Origin of the sequence: Hymenobacter norwichensis DSM 15439 (assembly GCF_000420705.1) — a bacterium.
Taxonomy (GTDB): Bacteria; Bacteroidota; Bacteroidia; order Cytophagales; family Hymenobacteraceae; genus Hymenobacter; species Hymenobacter norwichensis.
In genome coordinates this window covers 82,963-105,099 of sequence record NZ_ATVL01000007.1, presented here as the reverse complement: position 1 = coordinate 105,099, position 22,137 = coordinate 82,963, and the positions used below count along the sequence as shown (strand labels likewise).

The window sequence follows — 22,137 nt, the reverse complement described above, 5'->3', positions numbered from 1 at the left end:
ACCCTTAAAGCAGCTATTTCCTTATGCCAGGCAGTTGTTTGCTAATTACTTAAGCCCAAGCCATGGCTGGTGCCCAAACGGTATCAAGCGTGGAAGTCAGTAGAAAGACTCCGTTTGAGCTGGCCATAACGAAGTAGGCGTTGATGCTTGTGAAGGCACTCCAGTTGATGTCAACTTCCTGGGAAACTCTGATTGAAGCAGTCATAATAAAGTTAGATTTTTTCCAAGAAACACGAATCCTTTCTCCTTCTCGCCAGCACCATCTACCAACACCCTTTTACCGATATCCAAAGGTAGAAAATTACTTGCAATAGCCTAAACAACGCTACTTGGGCGGCTTTTCTGAGTAGGAAGCACAATCCAAGCCAATTATTTTCCAACATCGACAACCAACTCATATAAATTATAACTTTTCTTATAAAAACATCCTCCTCAAGCATTACGCCTGAGCTTATTTGCCCTTGCCCACCAACTGCCGAGAGGGAAAGCCGCAGGCAGCGCTAAACGAATGAAGCCTAGCAGCAAGTGAAAAGCCAACAATTCTGGCCGAATGAATGGGACTATCTGGGTGCTGACCGTCGTTAAAGCAGACATAGGCACTCAACTGGCCAACAACTCTGCGGCTCAGGCAACCCTTTAGTAACGGCTACCATCTACCTGATATGCCCACTATTAAACGAGTGATGGAGCATTTCAAGAGCTTTATATAGAATGCAGCAAATTCATCTACCGGACAGGAGTGCTATAAAAAGCGCTGATAAGCCACCTAGAGCCATTTGGTGCAATGAAAAGTCTAACCGACTGCTATGTAAAGCCAGTTATAGATAAATATTTATCAAAGGTACCTTGCGTTACATAGTACCTTCTGTTACCTTTGGAACATCAACTAGAGAAAATCTCAGCCGCGCCGCTGCTCCCAACCGGGGAGTTGCCCCGGCCGATGCCAGACACCACCGCGCCAGCCGGGCCGGTTGCCGAACAGCCCAGCACGAAACCTAGGTTTCGGCTTGCTGCTCACCGTGTTATGGCCGCTTGATGCGCTGCTTTTATGGTAGCGTCATCCTTCTTTTCTATACCTGAATTTCTAGCAAATAGCCACCCAGCGGAACCGCGGCCGCCTGGAACGGCACCCCTTTGCCTGATGTGTTGACCTAACTCTCCTATCCCGATGACTTCCTTTCCAACCACTCAGGCCCTCCGGTGCCTGGGGCTCCTTACCGCGTCTACACTTTATTTATCGTCGCTGGATTTGCAGGCTCAAAACGCCCTGCCCCAAAGCGCTACCAAGAGCACAGCCGCCGGCAGCATTTCCGGCACTTTGCTCGACAGCAAAACCGGCCAGCCGCTTTCCTTTGCCAGCGTAGTGCTGTTGCACGCCAACGCCGACAGTAGCTTTGTGGCCGGCGCCCAAACCGCTGAAAATGGCGCGTTTGAGCTGACGAAGGTAGCGGCCGGACAATATCTGCTCCGGGTTACGGTGCTCGGCTACAAGCCTTTGCGGCAGGCTGTTACACTTTCGGCCGCTGCTGGCACGGTGCGGTTGGGTGCTTTGCGGCTGGCGCCTACCGCCACCCAACTGGCTGGCGTAACGGTACAGGGTGAGCGGGCCGCCGTGGAAGAAAGCCTCGATAAGAAGGTTATCAACGTGGAGAAGGATTTGAGCAGCGTGGGCGGTACGGCCGTGAATGTGCTGCAAAATGTGCCCTCCGTGGCCGTCTCGCCCGATGGTACGGTGAGCATGCGTGGCAGCAGCAACATCACCATCCTGATTGATGGCAAACCCAGCCAAGCCGCCAACAGCGGCGCCGGCGGCAACCGCTTGGAACAGATACCAGCCAGCGCCATTGAGAAGGTGGAAGTGGTAACCAACCCATCGGCCCGCTACGATGCGGCCGGTAGCGGCGGGGTCATCAACATTATCCTGAAAAAGCAGAAAAAAGACGGCTGGAACGGGCAAGCCACCCTCAACCTAGGCACCCGCGACAAATACAACACCAGCCTGAGCCTGAACCGGCGCGCCGGCAAAATGAACTGGTTTGGCTCGTATGACTTCCGCGACGACCGGTACCGCAGCCGCATGAACACCCAGCAAACTACCCTGCTGGAAGGCCGGGAGCTGCGCCTTCTGCAAGACGGCACAAACCAGCGCCACAGTGTTTCGCACTCGGCCCGCTTAGGCTTCGACTACACCATTTCGCCCGAGCAAAGCCTGACGGTGACCGTAGAACCCAACAAAAACAACGGCCTAAACTCGGGTACGCAGCTGGCTACGCTCACGGCCCCCGACGGTACCACCCGCATTGGCAGCACGTTTCAGGTGCGCGAGAATGTGATGAACACCGAAGGCTCGGTGGATTACCGCCGCACTTGGGAAGCCCACAAAGGCCGCGAGTGGACTACCAGTGTGGCCTACACCAACCTGGACGCCAACGTGGTGATTGGGCAACGCAACACCGAAGGCACCGCCGACCTGCTGGAGTGGAAACAGGACCTGCAAGTTGATTTGAACGCTGCTTCCTACCAAACCGACTACGTACATCCGCTGGGTGAGAAAAGCCGCCTGGAAGCCGGGCTGAAAGGCCAGCTGATGCTAAACGACGGCACCGACGACTTCCTGCGCCAAAACGCCGACGGCCCCAACTTCGAGCGCCAAGTGGACCGGTCGTATGCCTACAACTTCCGCGAGTACACTCAGGCAGGCTACGCCACCGCCCAGCACGAACTAGGCAAGTGGCGCGTGCAAGGCGGCTTGCGGGCCGAGTACACCAACACCAGCGGCCAAGTAGACGGCGGCACCGGCAAATTCAAGCTTAACTACCTGAACCTGTTCCCTTCGGCCACGCTGGTAAAAACGCTGCCTACTGCCGATCAGCGCGTGCAGCTTAGCTACTCACGCCGCCTCAACCGCCCCGGTTTCATGCAGCTGCTGGCTTTCCCGCTCTACCAAGACCAGCGTAGCTACCGCATCGGCGACCCTACGCTCCGGCCCGAGTATATCAATGCCTTCGAGCTGGGCCACCAGGTAACGGTAGGCAAGGCCACGGTCAGCTCCACGCTGTTCTACCGCCAAACCACCAATGCCATCCAGCGGCTGGTGCGGGTGGACACCACCGCTACCCGACTGTACGGCAACGGCGCCGTGGTGACGGCTACCTACGCCGACAACTTTGGGCAAGCCACCAACCTGGGGGGCGAGGTGTCGTTGAACCAGCAGCTTAACAAGTGGTGGCGGGTAGCGGCCAGCGGCTCCTTGTTCCAGAGCAGCGTAACGGCCGCCACCGGCAACGAATCCAGCCGGACCACAGTGTCGGGCACGGCCCGCCTGATGAACAGCTTTACGCCTACCCCTAAGCTGGATGTGCAGCTGACTGGCAATTACCGCGCGGCGGCCCTCACCACACAAGGACGGCTGGCCCCAGTGGGCTCGGTGGATGTGGCCTTGCGCCAGCGCCTCTTCAACGACCGGGCGGCCCTCACGCTCCGCATCAGTGACTTGTTCAACACCCAGCGCAACCTCACCAACGTGTACACCACCGATGCCGCCGGCAACAACTTTCAGGCCCGCTACTATAACAAGTGGGAGTCGCGGGTGGGCTACTTGGGCTTCTCGTGGTACATGGGCTCCAACAAGCCGCCCAAAAAGATTGACAGCCAGCCTCAGGGCGGTGGCGGTGGTTTCGGAGGCTAAGAAAATCAAGCACTTACCTGCAACCGAAAATAAATCCACTGGTCTTTGTAACGTCTCCCCGGTAAGGCGGTATTCACTTCCGAAACCAGCTTTCTTGTTCACCTCCTGAGGCATCAAGCCACCGCAGCGCCCCCCGAAATTATTGTTTCGTTATGCCTGCTGCCCTGCCTCCCGCCGCTCTGCACTATCCACTAGTTTTGCCCCCGCAAAGAAGCTAGCACTTTGCGTTCCGCTCCTGCTTCGCTAGGCGGCGACTTCCACTCGGGAAGTCAGGCCACCCGCCCACCGAAGATTCTTCGCCCAGCCGGGGCGGAGCGTAGTACCCGCCGCCTAGTGTGGCCTTCCATCTCTCTTTTCGTTTTCTGAATTGCGCTTTTTTGGTAGCCCTTCGGCTTGCCTACTGGCTACTGCCTTGCCTTAACTTTTCGTTTTTTCCTTTCCATTCTTCTGTTTCTCACCTTCTTACTTATAACGCATCATGAAATCTTCTCTGTTTTCCCGCCTGAGTGTTGCCTGCCTGTTCGTAGTTGCTTCCGTTACCGGGGCTATGGCTCAGAAAGTAGTGTACAGCGAGCAGCCCGTGGTAGCCACTTCCGGCTATTGGACGCTGGAAACCGACAAAACCGTCGGCGACTACACCGTGGTGAGCTTCTTCAACGACCAGCACGAATTGCTGTATCAGGAACGCCTGAATGGTGTTTGCCTTAACCCTTGCAAAAACGCAGGCTCACACCGCCGCATGGCCCGTATGCTGGGCACTACCTTGCAGCAAGTGCAGCGGCTACAAGCCAACTCTATGGTGTCAACCCGGCTAATGGCCTCTAACCGGGTTGTACAACGCGCCTACGCAGCCCGTTAAGCACGAGGTGTAGGATACTTTGAGTTGCTAGCACCCAAATGCTACGGTAAGTAGCCCCAAACCTGCTAGTCTGTTTTACTGGAAGAGGACGCATAACCACTTTGGCTTATGCGTCCTCTTCGGTCATTAGAAATAGATTACCTAGGCGTCGCTCTCACCGTTGACCAAGCTCGTCGCTAGCACATAACCAACAAATTATATTCCTTTTATAATACAGTGAAAATCCAAATTATCCTGCGTCAACAAAAAGTATAAATCCTATTAGAACATGCGCTAATAGAGCAACCAAACCTATTCTACCCCGGTAAAGTCCTTGCTGTTGCTCACAACAATGGCTATTAGCCGGAGTTGTCACTTGCTGGCTAATAAATAGATAGGTTTTGCGTGACTCTTACTGTACGTTCCACCCCATTTATGCTTGATGTATTTAGAGAAGTGCTGCCCGATGGGTACTTACTGATTCTCTCTCCTGAAATTGCCAACCCGCACGGCGAAGTAAAGCTCAGCCGTGCCCTGCACCGGGCCACCCGTAGCGAAAAACAAGCGGTAATGATTGATTGCAGCCTCGTGGAACGCCTCTCCGATGAGGCCGTGGAGTTGCTACTGGCGTACTCCTTCATACTACGGGCCCAAGGCCGCCGGTTGGTACTGTCACACGTTCCCAACCCGGTCCGCTACCACTTCCTCGACCTTGACCCTGCCTCGCAACCCCTACTGGTATCGTCGTTGCTGGAAGCTGTGGACGAAATAAAACTTTCGTACTAAGCTGGACTTGCACTGGCCGCAACGACGTACGGGCGGGCCGTTGTACCTTCGCGGCATCATTCTGCACTGTTCCCGATGAGCGCCCCAAAACCTAGCATTCCACAAGGCACCCGCGACTTTGGCCCGGCCGTAGTAGCCCGCCGCAACTATATCTTCGGTGTTATCCGCCGCACCTTCGAGAAATTCGGTTACGCGCCGCTCGAAACTCCTACAATTGAAAATCTGTCGGTGCTGACTGGCAAATACGGCGAGGAAGGCGACCAGCTGCTGTTTAAAGTACTGAACTCCGGCAACTTTCTGAAAAAGCAGAAGGGCGACGTTATCAAAGACCAGGTAACGCCCGACGACTTGCAGGCGGGCCCCCGCGCCGTGTTGCCCAAGATTGCCGAAAAAGGCCTACGCTACGACCTGACCGTGCCGTTTGCGCGCTACGTGGTAATGAACCGTGGCACGCTTACCTTCCCGTTCAAGCGCTACCAGATTCAGCCGGTATGGCGCGCCGACCGACCCCAGCGTGGCCGTTACCGCGAGTTCTACCAGTGTGACGCCGACGTAGTAGGCACCGATTCATTGCTTTGTGAGGCCGAAATCGTGCTGATGATGTGCGAGGTACTCAACGGCATTGGCCTGACCGATTTCACCATCAAAATCAACCACCGCCGCGTGCTGGGTGCCATCTACCAGGCCTTGGGCGGCGAAGGCACCGAAACCGACCTGTTCACGGCCATCGACAAGCTCGATAAAATTGGGCGCGAGGGCGTGGAGAAAGAGCTGGCCGAGCGGGGCTTCTCCGTGGATGCCACCGACAAGCTGTTTGCGCTGTTGGGCGTAGAAGGCAGTTTCGAGGAGAAGCTGGAGCGCCTGCTGGCCGGCTTCGTGACAGCCGGCGTGGATGCCGATAACGCCACTGCCGACGGCTACAAAGGCCTGCAAGACTTGCGCCGGGTGCAGGAGTACCTCCAGGAGTTTGGCTTCGCGCAGTTCGACCACCTCGATTTCGACGTGACGCTGGCCCGCGGCCTGAGCTACTACACTGGTTGCATCTTTGAAATCAAGATTAATAACGTAAACATGGGTAGCGTGAGCGGCGGTGGCCGCTACGATAACCTCACGGGCGCGTTTGGGCTGCCGGGCGTATCGGGCGTGGGCTTCTCGTTCGGCGTGGACCGGCTCTACGACTGCCTGGAAGAATTGAACCTATTCCCAGCGGCCGTGGCCACCACCACCCGTTGCCTGGTCGCCAATTTTGATGCCGATGCCGAGCGGGCCGTGCTGCCGGTGCTACGCCAGTTGCGTGAAGCCGGCGTGGCCAGTGAGTTGTACCCGGAGCCCGGCAAGCTCGCCCGGCAGTTCAAGTACGCCGACGCTAAGGGCATTCCGTTTGTGTTGCTGCAAGGCTCCGAAGAACGCGCCGCCGGTCAGTTCAAGCTGAAAACGCTCAGCACCGGCGAGGAACGGGTGCTGTCATTGGAACAGGTACTGACCGAGCTGGCCGTATAACAGAACCAGGCCCCGCATCCGCTATTCGTGCCTAGAACCGGAGCGAATGGCGGATGAGGGCCAATCTATCCCCTACTATTCAACCACCACCCGGCGGCTCACCTCCTGCCCGGCCACGGTAGCGCGCAGTGTGTACAGCCCAGTCGGCAGCCCACGCACCGAGAGCCTCGATGCCTCGGTGAAGGTGCGGACCAGCCGGCCCTGGGCATCAAACAGGCGTAAGCCAATCGGCTGAGTTTCGTGGCGTAGTCGCAGCTTCAGCTCGCTCGTGGCGGGATTGGGATACACAGCAAAGCCCAGGGTTTCGGCGGCACGCTCAGCACTGAGCAGCGTGCCGGAGTTTTGCATGCGGCCAGTGCAGATGTCGCGGCCCGTGGGCGCAGCTCCCGGCGACGACCAGTATACCTGTATTGAACCGTTAGGCTGGCCCACGGGTACATAGTCAAGTTCGTATGGCCGGTTATCGGCCACTGAGTGCAGAATTACACCAGGCGCGGCGAAGGCGACGCTGCCGGTCGGCAGGAGCTTTTGGGCGCGAAAGTTGGCACCGTTGGTATCGGTGGTGTAGAAGGCCATCACCGAGCCATTGTCAGAAGGCGCTATTTTAGGCCGCGGAGCCCCAGCCGACAATGCGTAGACAGGCACGCCGTCGGGGGTCCAGGCGAGGGTACCAGCGGCGTCAATTTTCTGGGCGTAGCACCCATAGTCGAAGTTGCCCGTGCCCACCCGCGTGTCTTCCCATATCATCCAGAGGGCATTGTTATGCCAGAGAGCGTGCGGATTGGTTTGGCGCGAGGCGAAGGTGCACAGGTTTACGTAGCCGGGAGCAGCCCAGCCGAGGGTCCCGCTGGGTAGCACTTTCGATACCAGCGGGTCGCCGCCGTTCGAGGTCCACGCCACATAGAGGTTATTGGCCGGGTCGGTGAGTAGCTGCCAGTCGGAGCCCCGGCCTGAGGGCCCGCCCCCCGACACGATGGTATAGCTCGCCCAGGTAGCCACGCCCGCTGCGCTGAAATGCTGGGCGTATATCTCCGCCCCCAGCCCCCCGGAACTGGCTACCAGGTAGAAACCGTCGGCCCTGTCGGCCACGGTGTGGTAGTAGTCCAGCGCGAAGCCACTCGGGGGCAGTACCTGCACCTGCCGGTCGTTGTTGGGATACGTACGCACCCCAGCCGTATTTATCTGATTGAAGGTGAAGCGGGCACTGCCTCCATTTAGAGCCAGCGCATGCGTAATAGTGGCGCCGGTGCTAGTGGGAATAATGTTAAGGCCTTGCTCACTTTCGTAAATAATGCCGGGCAATACACGGGCCGCAATCAGCGTGGGTTGGGCCCATTGTGCTACCCCGCCGGTGTTGTAGTACTGGCAGCGCACCGTGTCACCACCCACCCCAAAAGCCCCTTGTACCCAGGCTACCAGCATCCCGCCGTTCCAGGGAATGGCTTGCATTCCGAAGATGTCGCGGCCCTGACTTTGGAACAGGCGCAGGCCATTGGCCGTCAGCAGGGGCACACCAGCCGCGTTCAGATGCTGAGTATAAATGCCGGTGCCTGCGCCGGTGTTACTGCCGTTGCGCTTGTCAATCCAGAGCACATAGGAGCCGCCGGTACCATCGGCAAAAGCCTGCACCCCTTGCTGGGTGTTAGCGGCGTTGCACACAAATTGGGTTTGGGACGTCACCGTGGAAAACTGTGCCCACACCGGACTCGCCAGCAACAGAAGCAGCAACAACGTATAGCATCTAGGCTGTAAAGCTTGAAAAAGCAAAATCCTGAACTTCATAGCAGTAAAGGTTGGAGTAAGACGTCCCGGCAAGCAAGCCGTAAATCAGAATAAATATACAATTTACTATATATTATTTATATTGTTTTTCGTCGTGGTTGATGCCAGTTGAGTTTTAGAAGATGCTGCCGCCCCCTCTTCCTTATCCAGATACCTGATTTGGGTAGTACAGTAGATTGGAAGCCGCCCTCAACAGTTTTTCTAGCCATCAGGATTTCCTTACAAGGCGGGCGCAATCAACAACTGAGCGGCTTGCGTGAGGCATGAGCTGGCAAAGCATTGCTTCCGGAAAAAATGGCAAATTTGGCGCTTCACCCCGGCCCCACCCGCCGCCTTGCCACCCCTCCCATGTCCGACGATTTCGCCCTCACCCCCTCCATCCCGCTCAGTTTGACCACCCTACGGAAACTGCTGCAAGAAAGCCCCCGCATAGTACTCAGCGCCGAAGCCCGCCAGCGCGTCGAGCACTGCCACCAGTACCTTCACGAACGGCTAATTCACTCCGACGCGCCGGTGTACGGCATCAATACCGGCTTTGGAGCGCTGTGTGATACCAGCATTTCGCCTCAGGACCGCGGCCAGCTGCAAATGAACCTGATGATGTCGCACGCCTGCGGCACGGGCGCGGAGGTACCATCGGAGTTGGTACGGCTGATGTTGCTGCTCAAGGCCCAAAGCCTGAGTTATGGCCACAGCGGCGTGCAGCCCGCTACCGTGCAGCGCCTGCTGGATATGTTCAACCGTGAAATGCTACCGGTGGTATACCAGCAGGGCTCGTTGGGGGCCAGCGGCGACCTAGCGCCGCTGGCGCATCTGTGCTTGCCGCTGCTGGGGCTGGGCGAGGTGAACTACCAAGGCTACCGCCTGGCCGCCGCCGATGCGTTAAGCTTATTTAGTTGGGCCCCACTCACGCTGGAGGCGAAGGAAGGGTTGGCGCTGCTCAACGGCACCCAGTTCATGCTGGCCTACGGGGTACATTGCCTGCTGCGGGTGCAGCAACTCCTAGATGCCGCCGACGTCATCGGGGCGCTGTCGTTGGAGGCGTTTGATGGGCGCACCGAGCCGTTTGACGAGCGGCTGCACCGCATTCGGCCCCATGCCGGGCAGCTGTGGGTAGCCGAACGGCTGCGCACGTTGCTGGCGGGCAGCGAGTTGCAGCAACAACCCAAAACCGCCGTACAGGACCCCTACTCGTTCCGTTGCATGCCCCAGGTGCACGGCGCCTCCCGCGACGCCGTGGCCTACGTGGTCCAAACCGTGGAAACCGAGTGCAACGCCGTAACCGACAACCCCAACATCTTCCCCGATGACGACCTGATTCTGAGCGGAGGCAACTTTCACGGGCAACCGCTGGCGCTGGCCCTGGACATGCTGGCTATTGCTACTGCCGAAATTGGGAGCATCTCGCAGCAGCGCACTACTCAGCTCATTGGTGGGCAGCGGGGGCTGCCGCCGTTTCTGGTAGCCGAACCGGGGCTAAATTCCGGCTTTATGATTCCGCAGTACACGGCCGCCGGCATCGTCAGCCAGAACAAGCAGTTGTGCACGCCGGCCTCGGTGGATAGCCTAGTGAGTAGCAACGGACAGGAAGACCACGTGAGTATGGGCGCCAACGCGGCCACCAAGGTATTGCGCGTGGTGGAAAATGTGGAACAGATTCTGGGCATTGAGCTGCTGAATGCAGTGCAAGCGCTGGCGTTCCGGCGGCCTACGCAAACCTCTCCGCAGCTAGAGCAAGTAGTAGCGGCCTTCCGCGAGAAAGTGAGCTTCGTGAGCCGGGACCGGGTGTTGTATCCCGACTTGCAAGCGGCAGCCGCTTTTGTACGCAGCTACGATTGGATGTAACTTGGCAGTTGAACGAAGCAGTAATCAGCCGCTTGTGTGCGAATTGCCTTCACTGCTTCGTTAGGACAACGCAACCCGCCTGCGTTGTCACTCATCACCCTTTCGCATCCGCTTGCCATCATATACATGCCTGCAAAAACGTTACTCTCCTGGTTACTAGTGATTTTTGGAATGTTGCTGGCGAGCAACCGGCAGGCGCAGGCGCAGGCGCAGGCGTGTGTTCCTACCGCTAATCCACCCGCTTGTACCTTCCGGGCCATTGATGATGCTACGGGTACCCCCGTAACAAAAATGTGCGTAGGCCGGCCAGTGCGGTTTGAATACTGCACTGGCCGGGATGCTTCATTACAAAACACTTACCAAGTAGTATCAGGGAGTGCCACGCTTCCCAACCCATGCGGTGGCAACTTTCAGCCTCCTTCCGTTAGATACACCCCTACCGCCGCCGGCTTTGTTACGGTAACTGAGAATACGCAGGCCCGGCCTCCTGCACTACCTACCATCTACTTCATCACGTTTCAGGTGTACGACAGTCCGGCACCGGCTTTCACGCTGGCAGCTTGTGCGCCGGGCTCGGTGCAGGTGACCTTGCCCAGCGCCCCCTACGACAGCTACACAGTACAGATTGGTACGGGTGCGCCGGTTTCGGCAGCTTCCGGCCAGGTAGTAACGTATCCAGTACCTACCGGGGCTACTTCCGTGACGGTAACCGGGCGCTACAACGACAACTCCTTGTGCACCAACTCGGCCACGCAGCCCCTGACACAGTTGGCACCACTCGGTCCACTGGCTATTCAACGGGTAATTCGCAACGGCACCAGTACGCAGCTTGACGTGGCCCCGCTGACGGCCGGCTACCGCTACACCGTAGAGCGCGCCGATGCCAGCAACGTGTACCAAACCGTACCAGGGGCCGTGCAGAACAGTACGACCTCCTTCACGGTGCCTAGCACTGCGCCCGGCCGCTATCGGTTGCGCGCTACTGATGTATGCGGCAACGCCTTCTCACCTTCCGCCGCCGTGCCAAACCTGACGCTGACCGCCGCGCCCGCCGAACGGCGCAACGAACTAACCTGGCAGCTCCTCGACAACCCAATTTCCTACGAGCTAACTCGCGACAATGCTCCACTAGCCACACCGCTGGCGCCATCGGCCCGCGCGTACACCGATACGGCCGTGGCGTGTGGAGTGCAGTACACCTACCAACTCACAGCGCGCTATGCGGGCGGGGTTTCGGCGGTTTCCAATGTGGCGCTGGTGCGGGCTACGGCCACCCAACCCCCGGCTACTCCGCGCCTGTTCGCCACCTTCGACTTGCGTAACCGCGTGCAGCTAACCGCCACTGTGGCTCGCTTCTCGGCCACCGGCCAGCTTACCTACCTCACCGAAGGTCGCATTCTGGCTGCTACCACCAGCCGTGCCTTCACCGATTCCTCCACCACGCGTTTTGTACCGGGCACTGGCCCTTGCTACCAAGCCCGTTTCGTGGACGACTGCGCCAACCGCTCCGCCGACAGTGCGCCCTTCTGCCTCGCTGTGCTAGCCGCCGAGCTAGCCGACAGTCGGGGTTCGTCGGTGCGCCTGACGTGGTCGGGGCTGCGCGGCGCGCCTAGCACCGACACGCTCAGCTACCGCCTGCTGGTACTCGACGCAAGCAACGCGGTAGTGCGTAGCGTATCGGTCAGCAACCGAACCTCCTACCTCGACCTTACGCCCTCTGATACTGAGCAGCAGGTACGCTACCGCTTGGAAGTGCGCGGCGGCGGCCTCCCCGGCCCTAGCTACTCCAACGTTGCCACCGCCACCCGCCGCCTCGAAATCTACGTGCCCACCGCCTTTACGCCCAACGGCGACGGCCTCAACGACGTGCTAGAAGTGAAGGGCCGCTTCCTGAAAACCTTCCGCTTCGTGATTGTGGACCGCAATGGGCAGGAAGTATTCCGCGGCACCAACCGCACCCAAACCTGGGACGGGCGCGTCCGCAACGAAGCTCCCGTACCCGGCGCCTTCGTTTGGCGCTTCGAGGCGGTGGATGATGCCGGCCAAATCGTGGTACAACACGGCACCGTCACGGTTCTAAAGTAGACTGGCGCAAGCCTGATAGATAGGCCGCTTTCTTACTGATGCTTACAAGCAGCACGGACTATCCGGAGCAAGAATACGAGTACCGTATGCTTCTGCTTGCTCGTTCTAAATTATTATCTTGCTATTCTACTATCTTGTTGTGTCAAGGCAAGAACAGCCTACTAGTGCCCTACGGAGCACGTGGTTCTATACCAGTTCACGTTCATACAGGGCAACTGGTTTTTCTATCTATTGAATTCTTTATGCTACATGCCTATCGATTCGCCGCTTGATTCTGAAGCTGTTCGCCAAGCCGGAAACCGAAACCGTACCCTAGGCGAAACCGAAGCCCTTTTAGTGGCGGCCCAAGCTCGTATTGCGGCGCTTGAACAGCAACTTGCTGATGATCATACTTTTGATGTAGAACTGCGGACCCTCTCGCACATTCCCCAGCAGAGCCCAAACGCCATTGTGCGGCTATCGGCGACGGGCGAGGTATTATATGCTAACCCCACGGCAGCCTCTCTGCTGCGGGCCTTGGAAACCGATGGCGAAGAGGGCGACTTTCGGGCCCGGATGCTTGCGCTGGTGCATCAGGCCCTGCACACCAACCAGCAACACCAGCAAGAGCTTACGGTGGCCGGGCGGCACTATCTGTTCACCGCCATAGCCCTGCCCGATACAGCGGATGCCACGCTGTATCTAACCGACATCACCGCGCGTCAGCAGGCCGAGCAGAAGCTCACCGAGCAACGGCTTTTCTACGAAACGATTCTTGAGCAGGTACCCATGGCGGTAGCAGTTATTGACAACAACTTCCGTTACTTGTTCATCAACCCACAAACCGAACCCGACCCGATAATCCGGGCTTGGATAATCGGCAAAACCAATGCCGAAGCCAGTGCCTATCGACAAGTTCCGCCAGATATTGAGGCTCGCCGACAGCACTTCTTTGAGCAAGCCATGCGCGAGCGGCGAGAAGTAAGCTGGGAAGAAACATTTCATAAAGAAGGCCAGCAGCACTTCATTTTAAGGCAGTTGCGGCCTATTATAGAGCCCGACGGCAGTATTCAGCGGCTTGTTGGGTCGAGCATCGACCTGACGGCACGCCGGCAGGCAGAAGAGCAGCAGCGCCACATTGAGGCCCTAGTAAAGGAACAGGAGGCTTTTATTCGGCTTATTGTGGACACGCTACCCAATGTGGTATACGTAGCCGACCCCAACGACAACGTGTTGTTTCGGAACGCAGCTTTTGAAGCATTGGCGGCCCGAAGCCAGCACATGTACTCCATCCACAAGAGCGAACAGGTAAAAGCTCAGCTCACTAAGATTAAAGCTTGGCGCCAGCAGGTAATTGCTACTGGCTTACCCCTGACTGTGGAACTGCCGTTGTCGATGCATGACGATGAAATTTGTTACCTGCAAGTGCACATGCGTCCCTTGCGTCGGGCTAACGGCCACATTGATGTGCTCATTGTAAGCACCGACGTGACGGCCCTCATGCAGGCCCAGGAGCAAGCAGAAGAAAATGCACGAGCCAAAGAGGCCTTTCTTTCCCGCATGAGCCACGAAATCCGCACACCTCTGAACGGGGTGCTAGGTATGGCGCAGCTCTTGGAAAAAACTCCGCTGGCTCCTTTGCAGCAAGAATATCTGGCGGCTATGCAACAGGCGGGGCATCACCTATTGGCGTTGGTAAATGATGTGCTCGACTTGGCCAAAATAACCACCCATCCCCCGCAGCTCACCCGTGCGGCCTTCAATTTGAATTGCACGTTGCAGGAAGCTGAGAAAACTGTGGCTGCGCTGGCTACTCAGAAAGAACTGCTCCTCACCGTGGAATCACCTACCACCTCTCCACGGGTAGTTGGCGACGCTTACCGGCTGCAACAGGTGCTACTGAACCTGCTGGGAAACGCCCTCAAGTTTACAGAACGTGGCGCCGTGTGGCTGGGCGCCACGGTAATCAGCCAAACCGCCACCGACCTTACGCTTCGGTTTTGGGTGCAGGATACCGGCCCTGGTATTGCAGCGGCCGAGCAAGAGAAAATATTCGAGGCCTTCACTCAGGTTGCCCCCGATACTAACTCTAGTGGGACGGGCCTGGGCTTGTCTATCAGCGAGCAGCTTGTAAGCCAAATGGGCGGAATGCTGCGCGTGTGCAGCGAACTTGGCCAGGGAACCACCTTTTCGTTCAACCTAACGCTCCCCTTAGCCCCCGACGCGCTACTACCCGAAACCACCTCCCCGCCAGCTGAGCCTGACTACGAAGAGTTGCGAGGCTTGCGGGTGCTACTGGCTGAGGATAACTCTGTGAATCAGTGGATTGCTACGGTGGTGCTAGAACACTGGGGGGTAGTGGTAGAAGCCGTGAGCAACGGCACCGACGCCTTAGCCGCCCTCACTACTGCCCCCTACGATGCCGCCTTGCTTGATATCCGGATGCCAGGCCTGAGCGGCGTGGAAGTCACGCTGGCCCTGCGCCAGCACCCCAACCCTGCCCATGCACAACTTCCCCTTATTGCCTTGACAGCCAACGCCTTCGAAGCCGACCAGATCAGCTACCTGGCCGCCGGTATGGATGCCTGCGTCAATAAGCCCTTCGAGGAAGCAGACCTCTACCGAACTATACTCCAGGTAATCAACCGCCGAAAAAGCGCTTCGCAAAGCCCAACAGCGTAGAGCAGCGCCGCCGAAACCTAACAAACGCAAAAAAAAGCCCCGCCCCCTGATACAGGGACGGGGCTTGGTTAAGTCCGGAGCTTGGCAGATTACTATTTGCCCAGCTTGGCTTTCAGGTTTTCGTCAAGCGCTTCCAGGAACTCCTCGGTGTAGAGGTAGTCGCGGCCGTGCTCCACTTTATTGCCGTGAATGCAGACGGCCAAATCCTTGGTCATTTTGCCGCTTTCTACGGTTTCCACGCACACTTCTTCTAGCGCTTTGCAAAAGTCAATCAGCTCTTGGTTGCCGTCCAGAACACCGCGGAATTCCAAGCCACGGGTCCAGGCAAAGATGGAAGCAATGGGATTGGTAGACGTTGGCTTGCCTTTCTGATGGTCGCGGTAATGGCGCGTTACGGTGCCGTGGGCAGCCTCAGCCTCCATGGTTTTGCCGTCGGGCGTCACCAGCGTGGAGGTCATGAGGCCCAACGAGCCAAAGCCCTGAGCTACCGTGTCGCTCTGCACGTCGCCGTCGTAGTTTTTGCAGGCCCACACGAAGTTGCCGTTCCATTTCAGTGCCGAGGCCACCATGTCGTCAATCAGACGGTGCTCGTAGGTGATGCCGGCGGCTTTGAACTTCTCAACGTAATCCTGCTCGTAAATCTCCTGGAAGATATCCTTGAAGCGGCCATCGTACTTTTTCAGGATGGTGTTCTTGGTGCTCAGGTACAGCGGCCAGCCTTTCATCAGGGCCTGGTTGAAGCAGGCGTGTGCAAACCCCCGAATCGACTCGTCGGTGTTGTACATGGCCAAGGCCACGCCGTCGCTCTTGAAGTTGAATACCTCAAACGACTGCTCTTCGCCGCCATCTTCAGGCGTGAAGGTGATTTTCAGCTTGCCTTTGCCTTTGGTCAAAAAGTCGGTGGCGCGGTACTGGTCACCGAAAGCGTGACGGCCGATGCAGATAGGGGCCGTCCAGTTGGGTACCAGGCGGGGCACGTTGCTCATCACAATCGGCTCACGGAACACGGTGCCGTCCAAGATGTTACGGATGGTACCGTTTGGCGACTTCCACATCTGCTTGAGGCCAAACTCCTGCACGCGCTCCTCGTCAGGCGTGATGGTGGCGCACTTGATACCCACGCCATACTGCTTGATGGCGTTGGCGGCGTCGATGGTTACTTGGTCGTTGGTTTCGTCGCGGTACTCGATGCCCAAGTCGTAATACTTGATGTCGAGCTCCAAGTACGGGGTGATGAGCTTGTCTTTGATGAACTTCCAGATGATGCGCGTCATTTCGTCGCCATCCAGTTCTACTACGGGGTTTGCTACTTTAATTTTTACCATTACTGCTTGGGGGTTATAGCGGTTGTGTGCATCAGGCCCACTACGCGTTGCCGCATATAGTGGGTTTTCGGACAACAGGCCGGGGCTGTTTCCGGCGCCAATGTTAAGCGAGTTTTGTTGATTTACGGCACTTTTTCCGCAGGATTGTACTACGTGCCCTAATTTTGCTTCTTGCGCGGCCCTGCCGGCGCGAACAATGAAGCCGCCGCCGGCTTTACGTAGGTAAGGTAGGCCGAACCGCTGTTGCGCTATCACCACCAACGGCTTATACTGCTCGGCACTACTCAATTTTGAAACTCGTTTAAACGCTCCTAGAGCACTTTTCAGCTTATGTTTGACATGATGGGAATGATGGGCAAGATGAAGGAACTGCAAGAGAAAATGCAGAAAGCCCAGCAGGAAATGCAGTTTGTAACGGCTACCGGCGAAGCGGGCGGTGGGCTGGTGCGGGCCACGGCCAACGGCCAGCACCGCCTCGTGAAGCTGGAAATCGACGAGTCGTTGCTCTCGGACCAGGAGATGCTGTCGGACCTAGTGGTAGCCGCCGTGAACAAGGCGCTGACCGAAGCGGGCGAGAAAGCCAAGGAGGAGTTGAAAAGCAAAACCAGCGGCCTGATTCCCAATATTCCCGGCCTCGACCTTGGCGGTTTTGGCCTCTGATTCAGCTTCGTCCCCTGCTTCCTGCGCCGATGTAGCCGTCGTTCTTTTGAACTGGAACGGAGCATTGTTCCTGCGCCAGTTCCTGCCCGCTGTAGTGGCTCACTCCAACGGAGCGCAGGTAGTGGTAACAGACAATGCTTCCACCGACGAGTCGCTAGCACTGCTGGCGGCAGAGTTTCCGGCGGTAGAAGTAATTAGGCACGCCACCAACCTAGGTTTCTGTGAAGGCTATAACCAAGGCTTGAAGCAATTGACAGCTCGGTTTCGCTACTACGTGTTGCTGAACTCCGACGTGGAAGTGACATCGGGCTGGCTGTTACCGTTGCGGCAATTACTAGAGGAACGCCCCAAGGTAGCCGCCGTGCAGCCCAAAATCCGCCAGTATAGCTCCGATCCGGCACAGCGAGAGCTGTTCGAGTACGCAGGGGCGGGTGGCGGTTACCTTGACCGGCTGGGGTATCCTTTTTGCCGGGGCCGGCTCTTCGACACTATCGAAGCGGACCACGGCCAGTACGACGACCCGCGGCCAGTGGCCTGGGCGACTGGCGCATGCTTGCTGGTGCGCGCTGAAGCTTGGCATACGTTGGGCGGCCTGGAAACGCGCTTTTTCGCCCACATGGAGGAAATAGACCTGTGCTGGCGGCTCTGGAACGCGGGCCACGAAATATGGTACCACGGCGGCAGCACGGTGTACCACGTGGGAGGTGGCACGCTGCACAAGTCCAATCCTCGCAAAACCTACCTCAATTTCCGCAACGGGTTGGCACTGGTGTACAAAAACACTGCCGCGCCGGAACTGCCGGGCGCTATGGGCGTGCGCCTCGTGCTGGATTGGGTGGCCGCCCTGCGCCTACTGCTACAAGGCGAAACCGCCGATACCAAAGCTATTTTGCGGGCACACCTTGATTTTTACCGGGGCCTCTCCTACTGGAAGCAAGTGCGACAACAGCACCCACCTCGCTTGCTGGCATCTGAGCGGCCCGGCGTGTACCAAGGCAGCCTCGTGTGGGCCTATTTTGCGAAAGGGCAGCGCAAATTCTCAGATTTAAAGGCTACTCTTTTACGTTAGCTCACTGCCAACTTCTACAAGAAATACACCCACCGAAAACAGCAAAAAAAAGCCTGCCCCGAAAAGAGCAGGCACTGAAGCACACGAAAACTGTATTCCTACAAATCCCAAACGGTACTGCGCTGCCGACGCAGGGCCCGCCGTACATTCATCCAGAAAGCCAGCGCAAAGTACAGCACAATCGGTGAGCCGAACGTGAAAAACGAAGCATACACGAAGGATAGCCGGACACTGCCCGAAGAAAATCCCAGCCGATTGCCCACAGCATTGCAGACCCCGAAGCTCTGCTTCTCGATATAGTCGGTTAGTTTTTTCATAGCTATTTCTCGTTTCAATCTGTGGCTAACTTGGTTGAAAATAACAAGATACAGTTACGGAAGCAAGCCCAACCGGTACAAATCCCATCCAAGATACGTCGGTGGCGGCTGGTTTTTCGTTTGCTTGCTGAAATTCCCCCGCCCCTATTGCCTATGAGAAGCTCGTTGCCCCTGATTTCGTTTGCGCTGCTGGTTGCAGGAACTAGCATATTACCCGGTTGTACGTTGCCTCGGATGCTGAAGGTTGCGCAGGCCGGCCAACAAATAAGCGTGCAGCCGTCGGTGCTGGAAACCAACGGCGAAAACGTGCTTTTCGAAGTTACGGCCCGCGTACCGGCCAAACACTTGAAGGATGGCGCTGCCTTCAGCCTGAACATGCGCTACCGTTACGACAACGAACTGCGCGAAGACACCCTGGGCCGCCTCTCGTTTCAGTCAGGCGAGTACACCTATAACGAAAACCAGAAAGACCAACTGGTGATTACCAAGCAGATGTCGTTTCCGTACGCGCCCAACAAGAGCCCTGGCGAGTTGCTGGCGCAGGCCGAAGTACGTCAGTTGAAACCCAATGGCAAACGCCTAAAGGGCCGGGAAACCCGTGTGGCACGCGGCATTGTGAGCACCGGGCAACTGGTAGTGCGCCAGGATTCAGCCATTGCCCTGCTCGCAGAAGCAGCTGACAACAATATGAGCGGCACCCGGGTACTGCCCTTCTACTTCGACAACGGCAAGGCTGAAATCCGCAACTTTCTGGGTACCAACGTGGCGGCCTTGGAAGATTTCATTGAGGCCAACCAACACACCACCAAGGTGATGATAGTGGCCGGCCACTCGCCCGACTCCATCGATTCGCGTGACTCCCGCCTAGCCAACAAACGGGTGCAGGCGCTGCTCAAGTACTATAAGAAGCGCGTCGATACCGATTCCTACCTCAACAAGGTCAGCGCCATCGACTTCGAGACGGAAACCTACGTCCGCCGCTGGGACCTATTCTTAAGCAAGGTGCAGCAGTCGGCGCTCAAGCCTGCGCAGATTGATTCGGTGCTGCTGCTCGTCAACGACACACCGGGCAGCTATGCCCAGAAGGAAAAGAGCCTGCACCAGCTTTCCTACTTCGATTATCTCGAGCAATACATCTACCCAGTGATGCGCTTCGGCACGGTGGCCGTGCAGTACACCGCCCCCAAGCGCTACGATTCCGAGATTTATCTACTCTCGAAAAAGATAGTGGACAAGCAGTTGGAAACCGATGCCCTCACGCCCGAGGAGCTGCGCTACTCCGCCACGCTCACCCCGCTACTCGCCGAGAAACAGCGCATCTACGAAACTTCGGTGGCGGCTACTGGCAACTGGGAAGCCTACCACAACCTGGCCGTGGTGCTACTACAACGCTCCGAGAAGGAAGTGAGCGACAAAGTGCGCCGGGCCTATCTACGGCGCGCAGCAGTCAACTTTACGCTGGCCGCTCACCGCAACCCCACGGCCGTTATGTTTTACCGGGTGGCCACCGCTTACCACCGCGCTGGCGACAAACTAGAGGCGCTTCAGAGCTATGATTACGCCATCAAGCTAGGTGGTTCACGCCCTGTCCTCGATAAAGTGTTTGCCGATAAAGCCGCGCTGGAAATCGAAATTGGGCAGTTGGATGATGCCCTGAGCAGCCTTAGCTACAGCTCGAAAAGCTACCAGAACACCATGAACCGCGCCCTTATCTACCTGCTGAAAAGCAATTACGACGGCGCCGCCGGCATCTACCAGGAGGCCCTCACCCTCAAACCCAACGACCCGCTGGCTTACTACTGCTTGGCCGTGGTGGCCGCCCGCCAAAAAGATGAAGCCCGTATGGGCGAAAACCTGCGCCGCGCCGTGCAGCTAGACCGCAAGTTCGCCCAGCGCGCCGTCGAGGACCTCGAGTTCATGGACATGGCCCGCACCAAGACGTTTGTGGAGGTGCTGAAGCAATAGGTGACTTTATGCAGCTTCTGAACTTCGCTATCGGCCGCCAAAACATCGACCTAGAATGGCCTGATGATGGTTATGCTGATTTGCATAACCACTACGATTTCAGCCAGCTTACTTATGTACCAGCAGAAGCTAGGCTCATACTTTCTTGGCAGAAATCATCGGGCGAGTGGGCGAAGAATGCGGCGGCACAAACTTTATACCTACTATTTGAGGGAGTCGGCTACATGCAAGTGAAGGCGCGAGACCCAGATTACCCACTTAGTGAGGATGCTTGCCTACAAAGTATCTGTCGCACCCCGACTGAAAGTCGTGATGAGTTTGAAAACATTTATTTCAATGTGGATGCTCAGCACAGCTATGATTTAACTCTGTATTTTCAGAGCGAATGGGGCATTAAAGTCAACGCTGATACAGTGCGGCTGCAACTTGAATCATGAACCAGCTTGCCCAACCGGGCTTGCCGTTGTAGCTTTACGCGCCGGCCCGAGCCGGTTTTTGCTGTTTTCACTTTTCGATTTTCTGCTAATCAACATCTATGCGGACCATTCAATTCCGGGAAGCCCTGCGTGAAGCGCTGTCCGAAGAAATGCGGCGCGACCCACGCGTGTTTCTGATGGGCGAAGAAGTAGCCGAGTACAACGGGGCCTACAAAGTAAGCCAGGGCATGCTCGACGAATTCGGCCCGGAGCGTGTGATTGACACCCCGATTGCCGAGCTAGGTTTTGCCGGTATCGGCGTAGGCGCGGCCATCAACGGCCTGATTCCCGTTATCGAGTTCATGACCTTCAACTTCTCGTTGGTGGCCATCGACCAGGTTATCAACTCGGCCGCCAAGATTTACTCGATGTCGGGCGGACAGTACTCCTGCCCTATCGTGTTCCGCGGCCCAACCGGCAGCGCCGGTATGCTTTCCAGCCAGCACTCGCAGAACTTCGAGAACTGGTACGCCAACACACCCGGCCTGAAAGTGGTAGTTCCTTCGAACCCATATGACGCCAAAGGCCTGCTGAAAGCCGCCATCCGCGACCCAGATCCAGTGATTTTCATGGAGTCGGAGCAGATGTACGGCGACAAAGGTGAGGTACCCGAAGAAGAGTATCTGCTGGAAATCGGCAAAGCCAACGTAGTGCGCGAAGGCAAGTCGGTGACGCTGGTTAGCTTCGGCAAGATGATGAAAGTGGCTTTGGCTGCTGCTGACGAGTTGGCCAAAGACGGCATTGAAGCCGAGGTTATCGACCTGCGCTCAGTGCGCCCAATCGACTACGATACGCTGGTAGCTTCGGTGAAGAAAACCAACCGCATGGTGGTGGTAGAAGAAGCTTGGCCGTTGGCCAGCATCAGCTCGGAGCTGGCCTACATCGTGCAGCGCCGCGCCTTCGACTACATGGATGCCCCCGTAGTGCGCGTAACCTGCATGGACGTGCCGCTGCCCTACGCTCCTACCCTCATCGAAGCTTCGCTGCCGAACGTGGCCCGCACCGTACAGGCTGTGAAAGAGGTAACGTACCAGAAAGCTTAAATCACAGAATCTATAGATCAAAAAACACCCCGCTGGCATCTGCCAGCGGGGTGTTTTTTTTGTGGACTACTTTGCCGAGAAGCCGAAACGGTAAAGA

The 22,137-nt window shown here is 57.2% G+C and carries 15 protein-coding genes; 12 read left to right on the top strand and 3 right to left on the bottom strand.

Annotated features, from left to right (window positions below):
* Positions 1 to 1,168 precede the first annotated feature (1,168 nt).
* From G536_RS0106600 to hisS, 4 genes are all read left to right on the top strand, one after another.
* A complete protein-coding gene (locus G536_RS0106600; RefSeq protein ID WP_084708512.1) occupies positions 1,169 to 3,688 on the top strand; it encodes a TonB-dependent receptor in 2,520 nt (839 codons plus the stop codon).
* Positions 3,689 to 4,166: 478 nt separating this feature from the next.
* The gene (locus G536_RS0106595) at positions 4,167 to 4,547 is read left to right on the top strand and encodes a hypothetical protein (protein ID WP_022822796.1); all 381 of its coding nucleotides are present in this window, start codon (positions 4,167 to 4,169) and stop codon (positions 4,545 to 4,547) included.
* 414 nt (positions 4,548 to 4,961) lie between these two features.
* A complete protein-coding gene (locus G536_RS0106590; RefSeq protein ID WP_022822795.1) occupies positions 4,962 to 5,312 on the top strand; it encodes an STAS domain-containing protein in 351 nt (116 codons plus the stop codon).
* 75 nt (positions 5,313 to 5,387) lie between these two features.
* Positions 5,388 to 6,812, top strand: coding sequence for a histidine--tRNA ligase (gene hisS / locus G536_RS0106585; RefSeq protein ID WP_022822794.1), 1,425 nt, complete (start codon positions 5,388 to 5,390; stop codon positions 6,810 to 6,812).
* 75 nt (positions 6,813 to 6,887) lie between these two features.
* Here the strand turns inward: hisS and G536_RS0106580 are convergent, their stop codons facing one another.
* Entirely contained in the window at positions 6,888 to 8,543 is a 1,656-nt protein-coding gene (locus tag G536_RS0106580; protein WP_022822793.1) for a T9SS type A sorting domain-containing protein, read from the bottom strand.
* Positions 8,544 to 8,942: 399 nt separating this feature from the next.
* Between G536_RS0106580 and hutH the strand changes: the two genes are divergently transcribed.
* The 3 genes from hutH to G536_RS30420 all read left to right on the top strand — a co-directional run bounded on the left by hutH (position 8,943) and on the right by G536_RS30420 (position 15,185).
* Positions 8,943 to 10,439, top strand: a complete 1,497-nt coding sequence (hutH, locus tag G536_RS0106575) for a histidine ammonia-lyase (RefSeq protein ID WP_051166908.1) — start codon at positions 8,943 to 8,945, stop codon at positions 10,437 to 10,439.
* Positions 10,440 to 10,565: 126 nt separating this feature from the next.
* A complete protein-coding gene (locus G536_RS0106570; protein ID WP_084708510.1) occupies positions 10,566 to 12,524 on the top strand; it encodes a T9SS type B sorting domain-containing protein in 1,959 nt (652 codons plus the stop codon).
* 249 nt (positions 12,525 to 12,773) lie between these two features.
* Complete coding sequence (locus G536_RS30420; RefSeq protein WP_157530458.1) at positions 12,774 to 15,185, top strand: ATP-binding protein; 2,412 nt, start codon at positions 12,774 to 12,776, stop codon at positions 15,183 to 15,185.
* A gap of 92 nt (positions 15,186 to 15,277) precedes the next feature.
* Here G536_RS30420 and G536_RS0106560 read toward each other — a convergent pair whose 3' ends face one another.
* A complete protein-coding gene (locus G536_RS0106560; RefSeq protein WP_026879905.1) occupies positions 15,278 to 16,510 on the bottom strand; it encodes an isocitrate dehydrogenase (NADP(+)) in 1,233 nt (410 codons plus the stop codon).
* 330 nt (positions 16,511 to 16,840) lie between these two features.
* On the opposite strand from G536_RS0106560, the gene G536_RS0106555 reads away from it, so the two are divergent.
* Together G536_RS0106555 and G536_RS0106550 are read left to right on the top strand one after the other, a co-directional pair.
* Positions 16,841 to 17,170 carry a YbaB/EbfC family nucleoid-associated protein gene (locus G536_RS0106555; RefSeq protein WP_022822788.1) on the top strand — a complete coding sequence of 110 codons (330 nt, stop codon included), beginning with the start codon at positions 16,841 to 16,843 and terminating at the stop codon, positions 17,168 to 17,170.
* Positions 17,160 to 18,239 carry a glycosyltransferase family 2 protein gene (locus G536_RS0106550; RefSeq protein ID WP_051166878.1) on the top strand — a complete coding sequence of 360 codons (1,080 nt, stop codon included), beginning with the start codon at positions 17,160 to 17,162 and terminating at the stop codon, positions 18,237 to 18,239. The genes G536_RS0106555 and G536_RS0106550 overlap by 11 nt, the downstream gene beginning before the upstream one ends.
* Before the next feature lie 98 nt (positions 18,240 to 18,337).
* Here the strand turns inward: G536_RS0106550 and G536_RS0106545 are convergent, their stop codons facing one another.
* A complete protein-coding gene (locus G536_RS0106545; protein ID WP_022822786.1) occupies positions 18,338 to 18,556 on the bottom strand; it encodes a PspC domain-containing protein in 219 nt (72 codons plus the stop codon).
* A 153-nt stretch (positions 18,557 to 18,709) separates the two neighbouring features.
* Between G536_RS0106545 and G536_RS0106540 the strand changes: the two genes are divergently transcribed.
* The 3 genes from G536_RS0106540 to G536_RS0106530 all read left to right on the top strand — a co-directional run bounded on the left by G536_RS0106540 (position 18,710) and on the right by G536_RS0106530 (position 22,040).
* Positions 18,710 to 20,521, top strand: coding sequence for a tetratricopeptide repeat protein (locus G536_RS0106540; RefSeq protein ID WP_157530456.1), 1,812 nt, complete (start codon positions 18,710 to 18,712; stop codon positions 20,519 to 20,521).
* 8 nt (positions 20,522 to 20,529) lie between these two features.
* Positions 20,530 to 20,958, top strand: a complete 429-nt coding sequence (locus tag G536_RS0106535) for a hypothetical protein (protein ID WP_022822784.1) — start codon at positions 20,530 to 20,532, stop codon at positions 20,956 to 20,958.
* 98 nt (positions 20,959 to 21,056) lie between these two features.
* Positions 21,057 to 22,040, top strand: coding sequence for a pyruvate dehydrogenase complex E1 component subunit beta (locus G536_RS0106530; protein WP_022822783.1), 984 nt, complete (start codon positions 21,057 to 21,059; stop codon positions 22,038 to 22,040).
* Positions 22,041 to 22,137 lie beyond the last annotated feature (97 nt).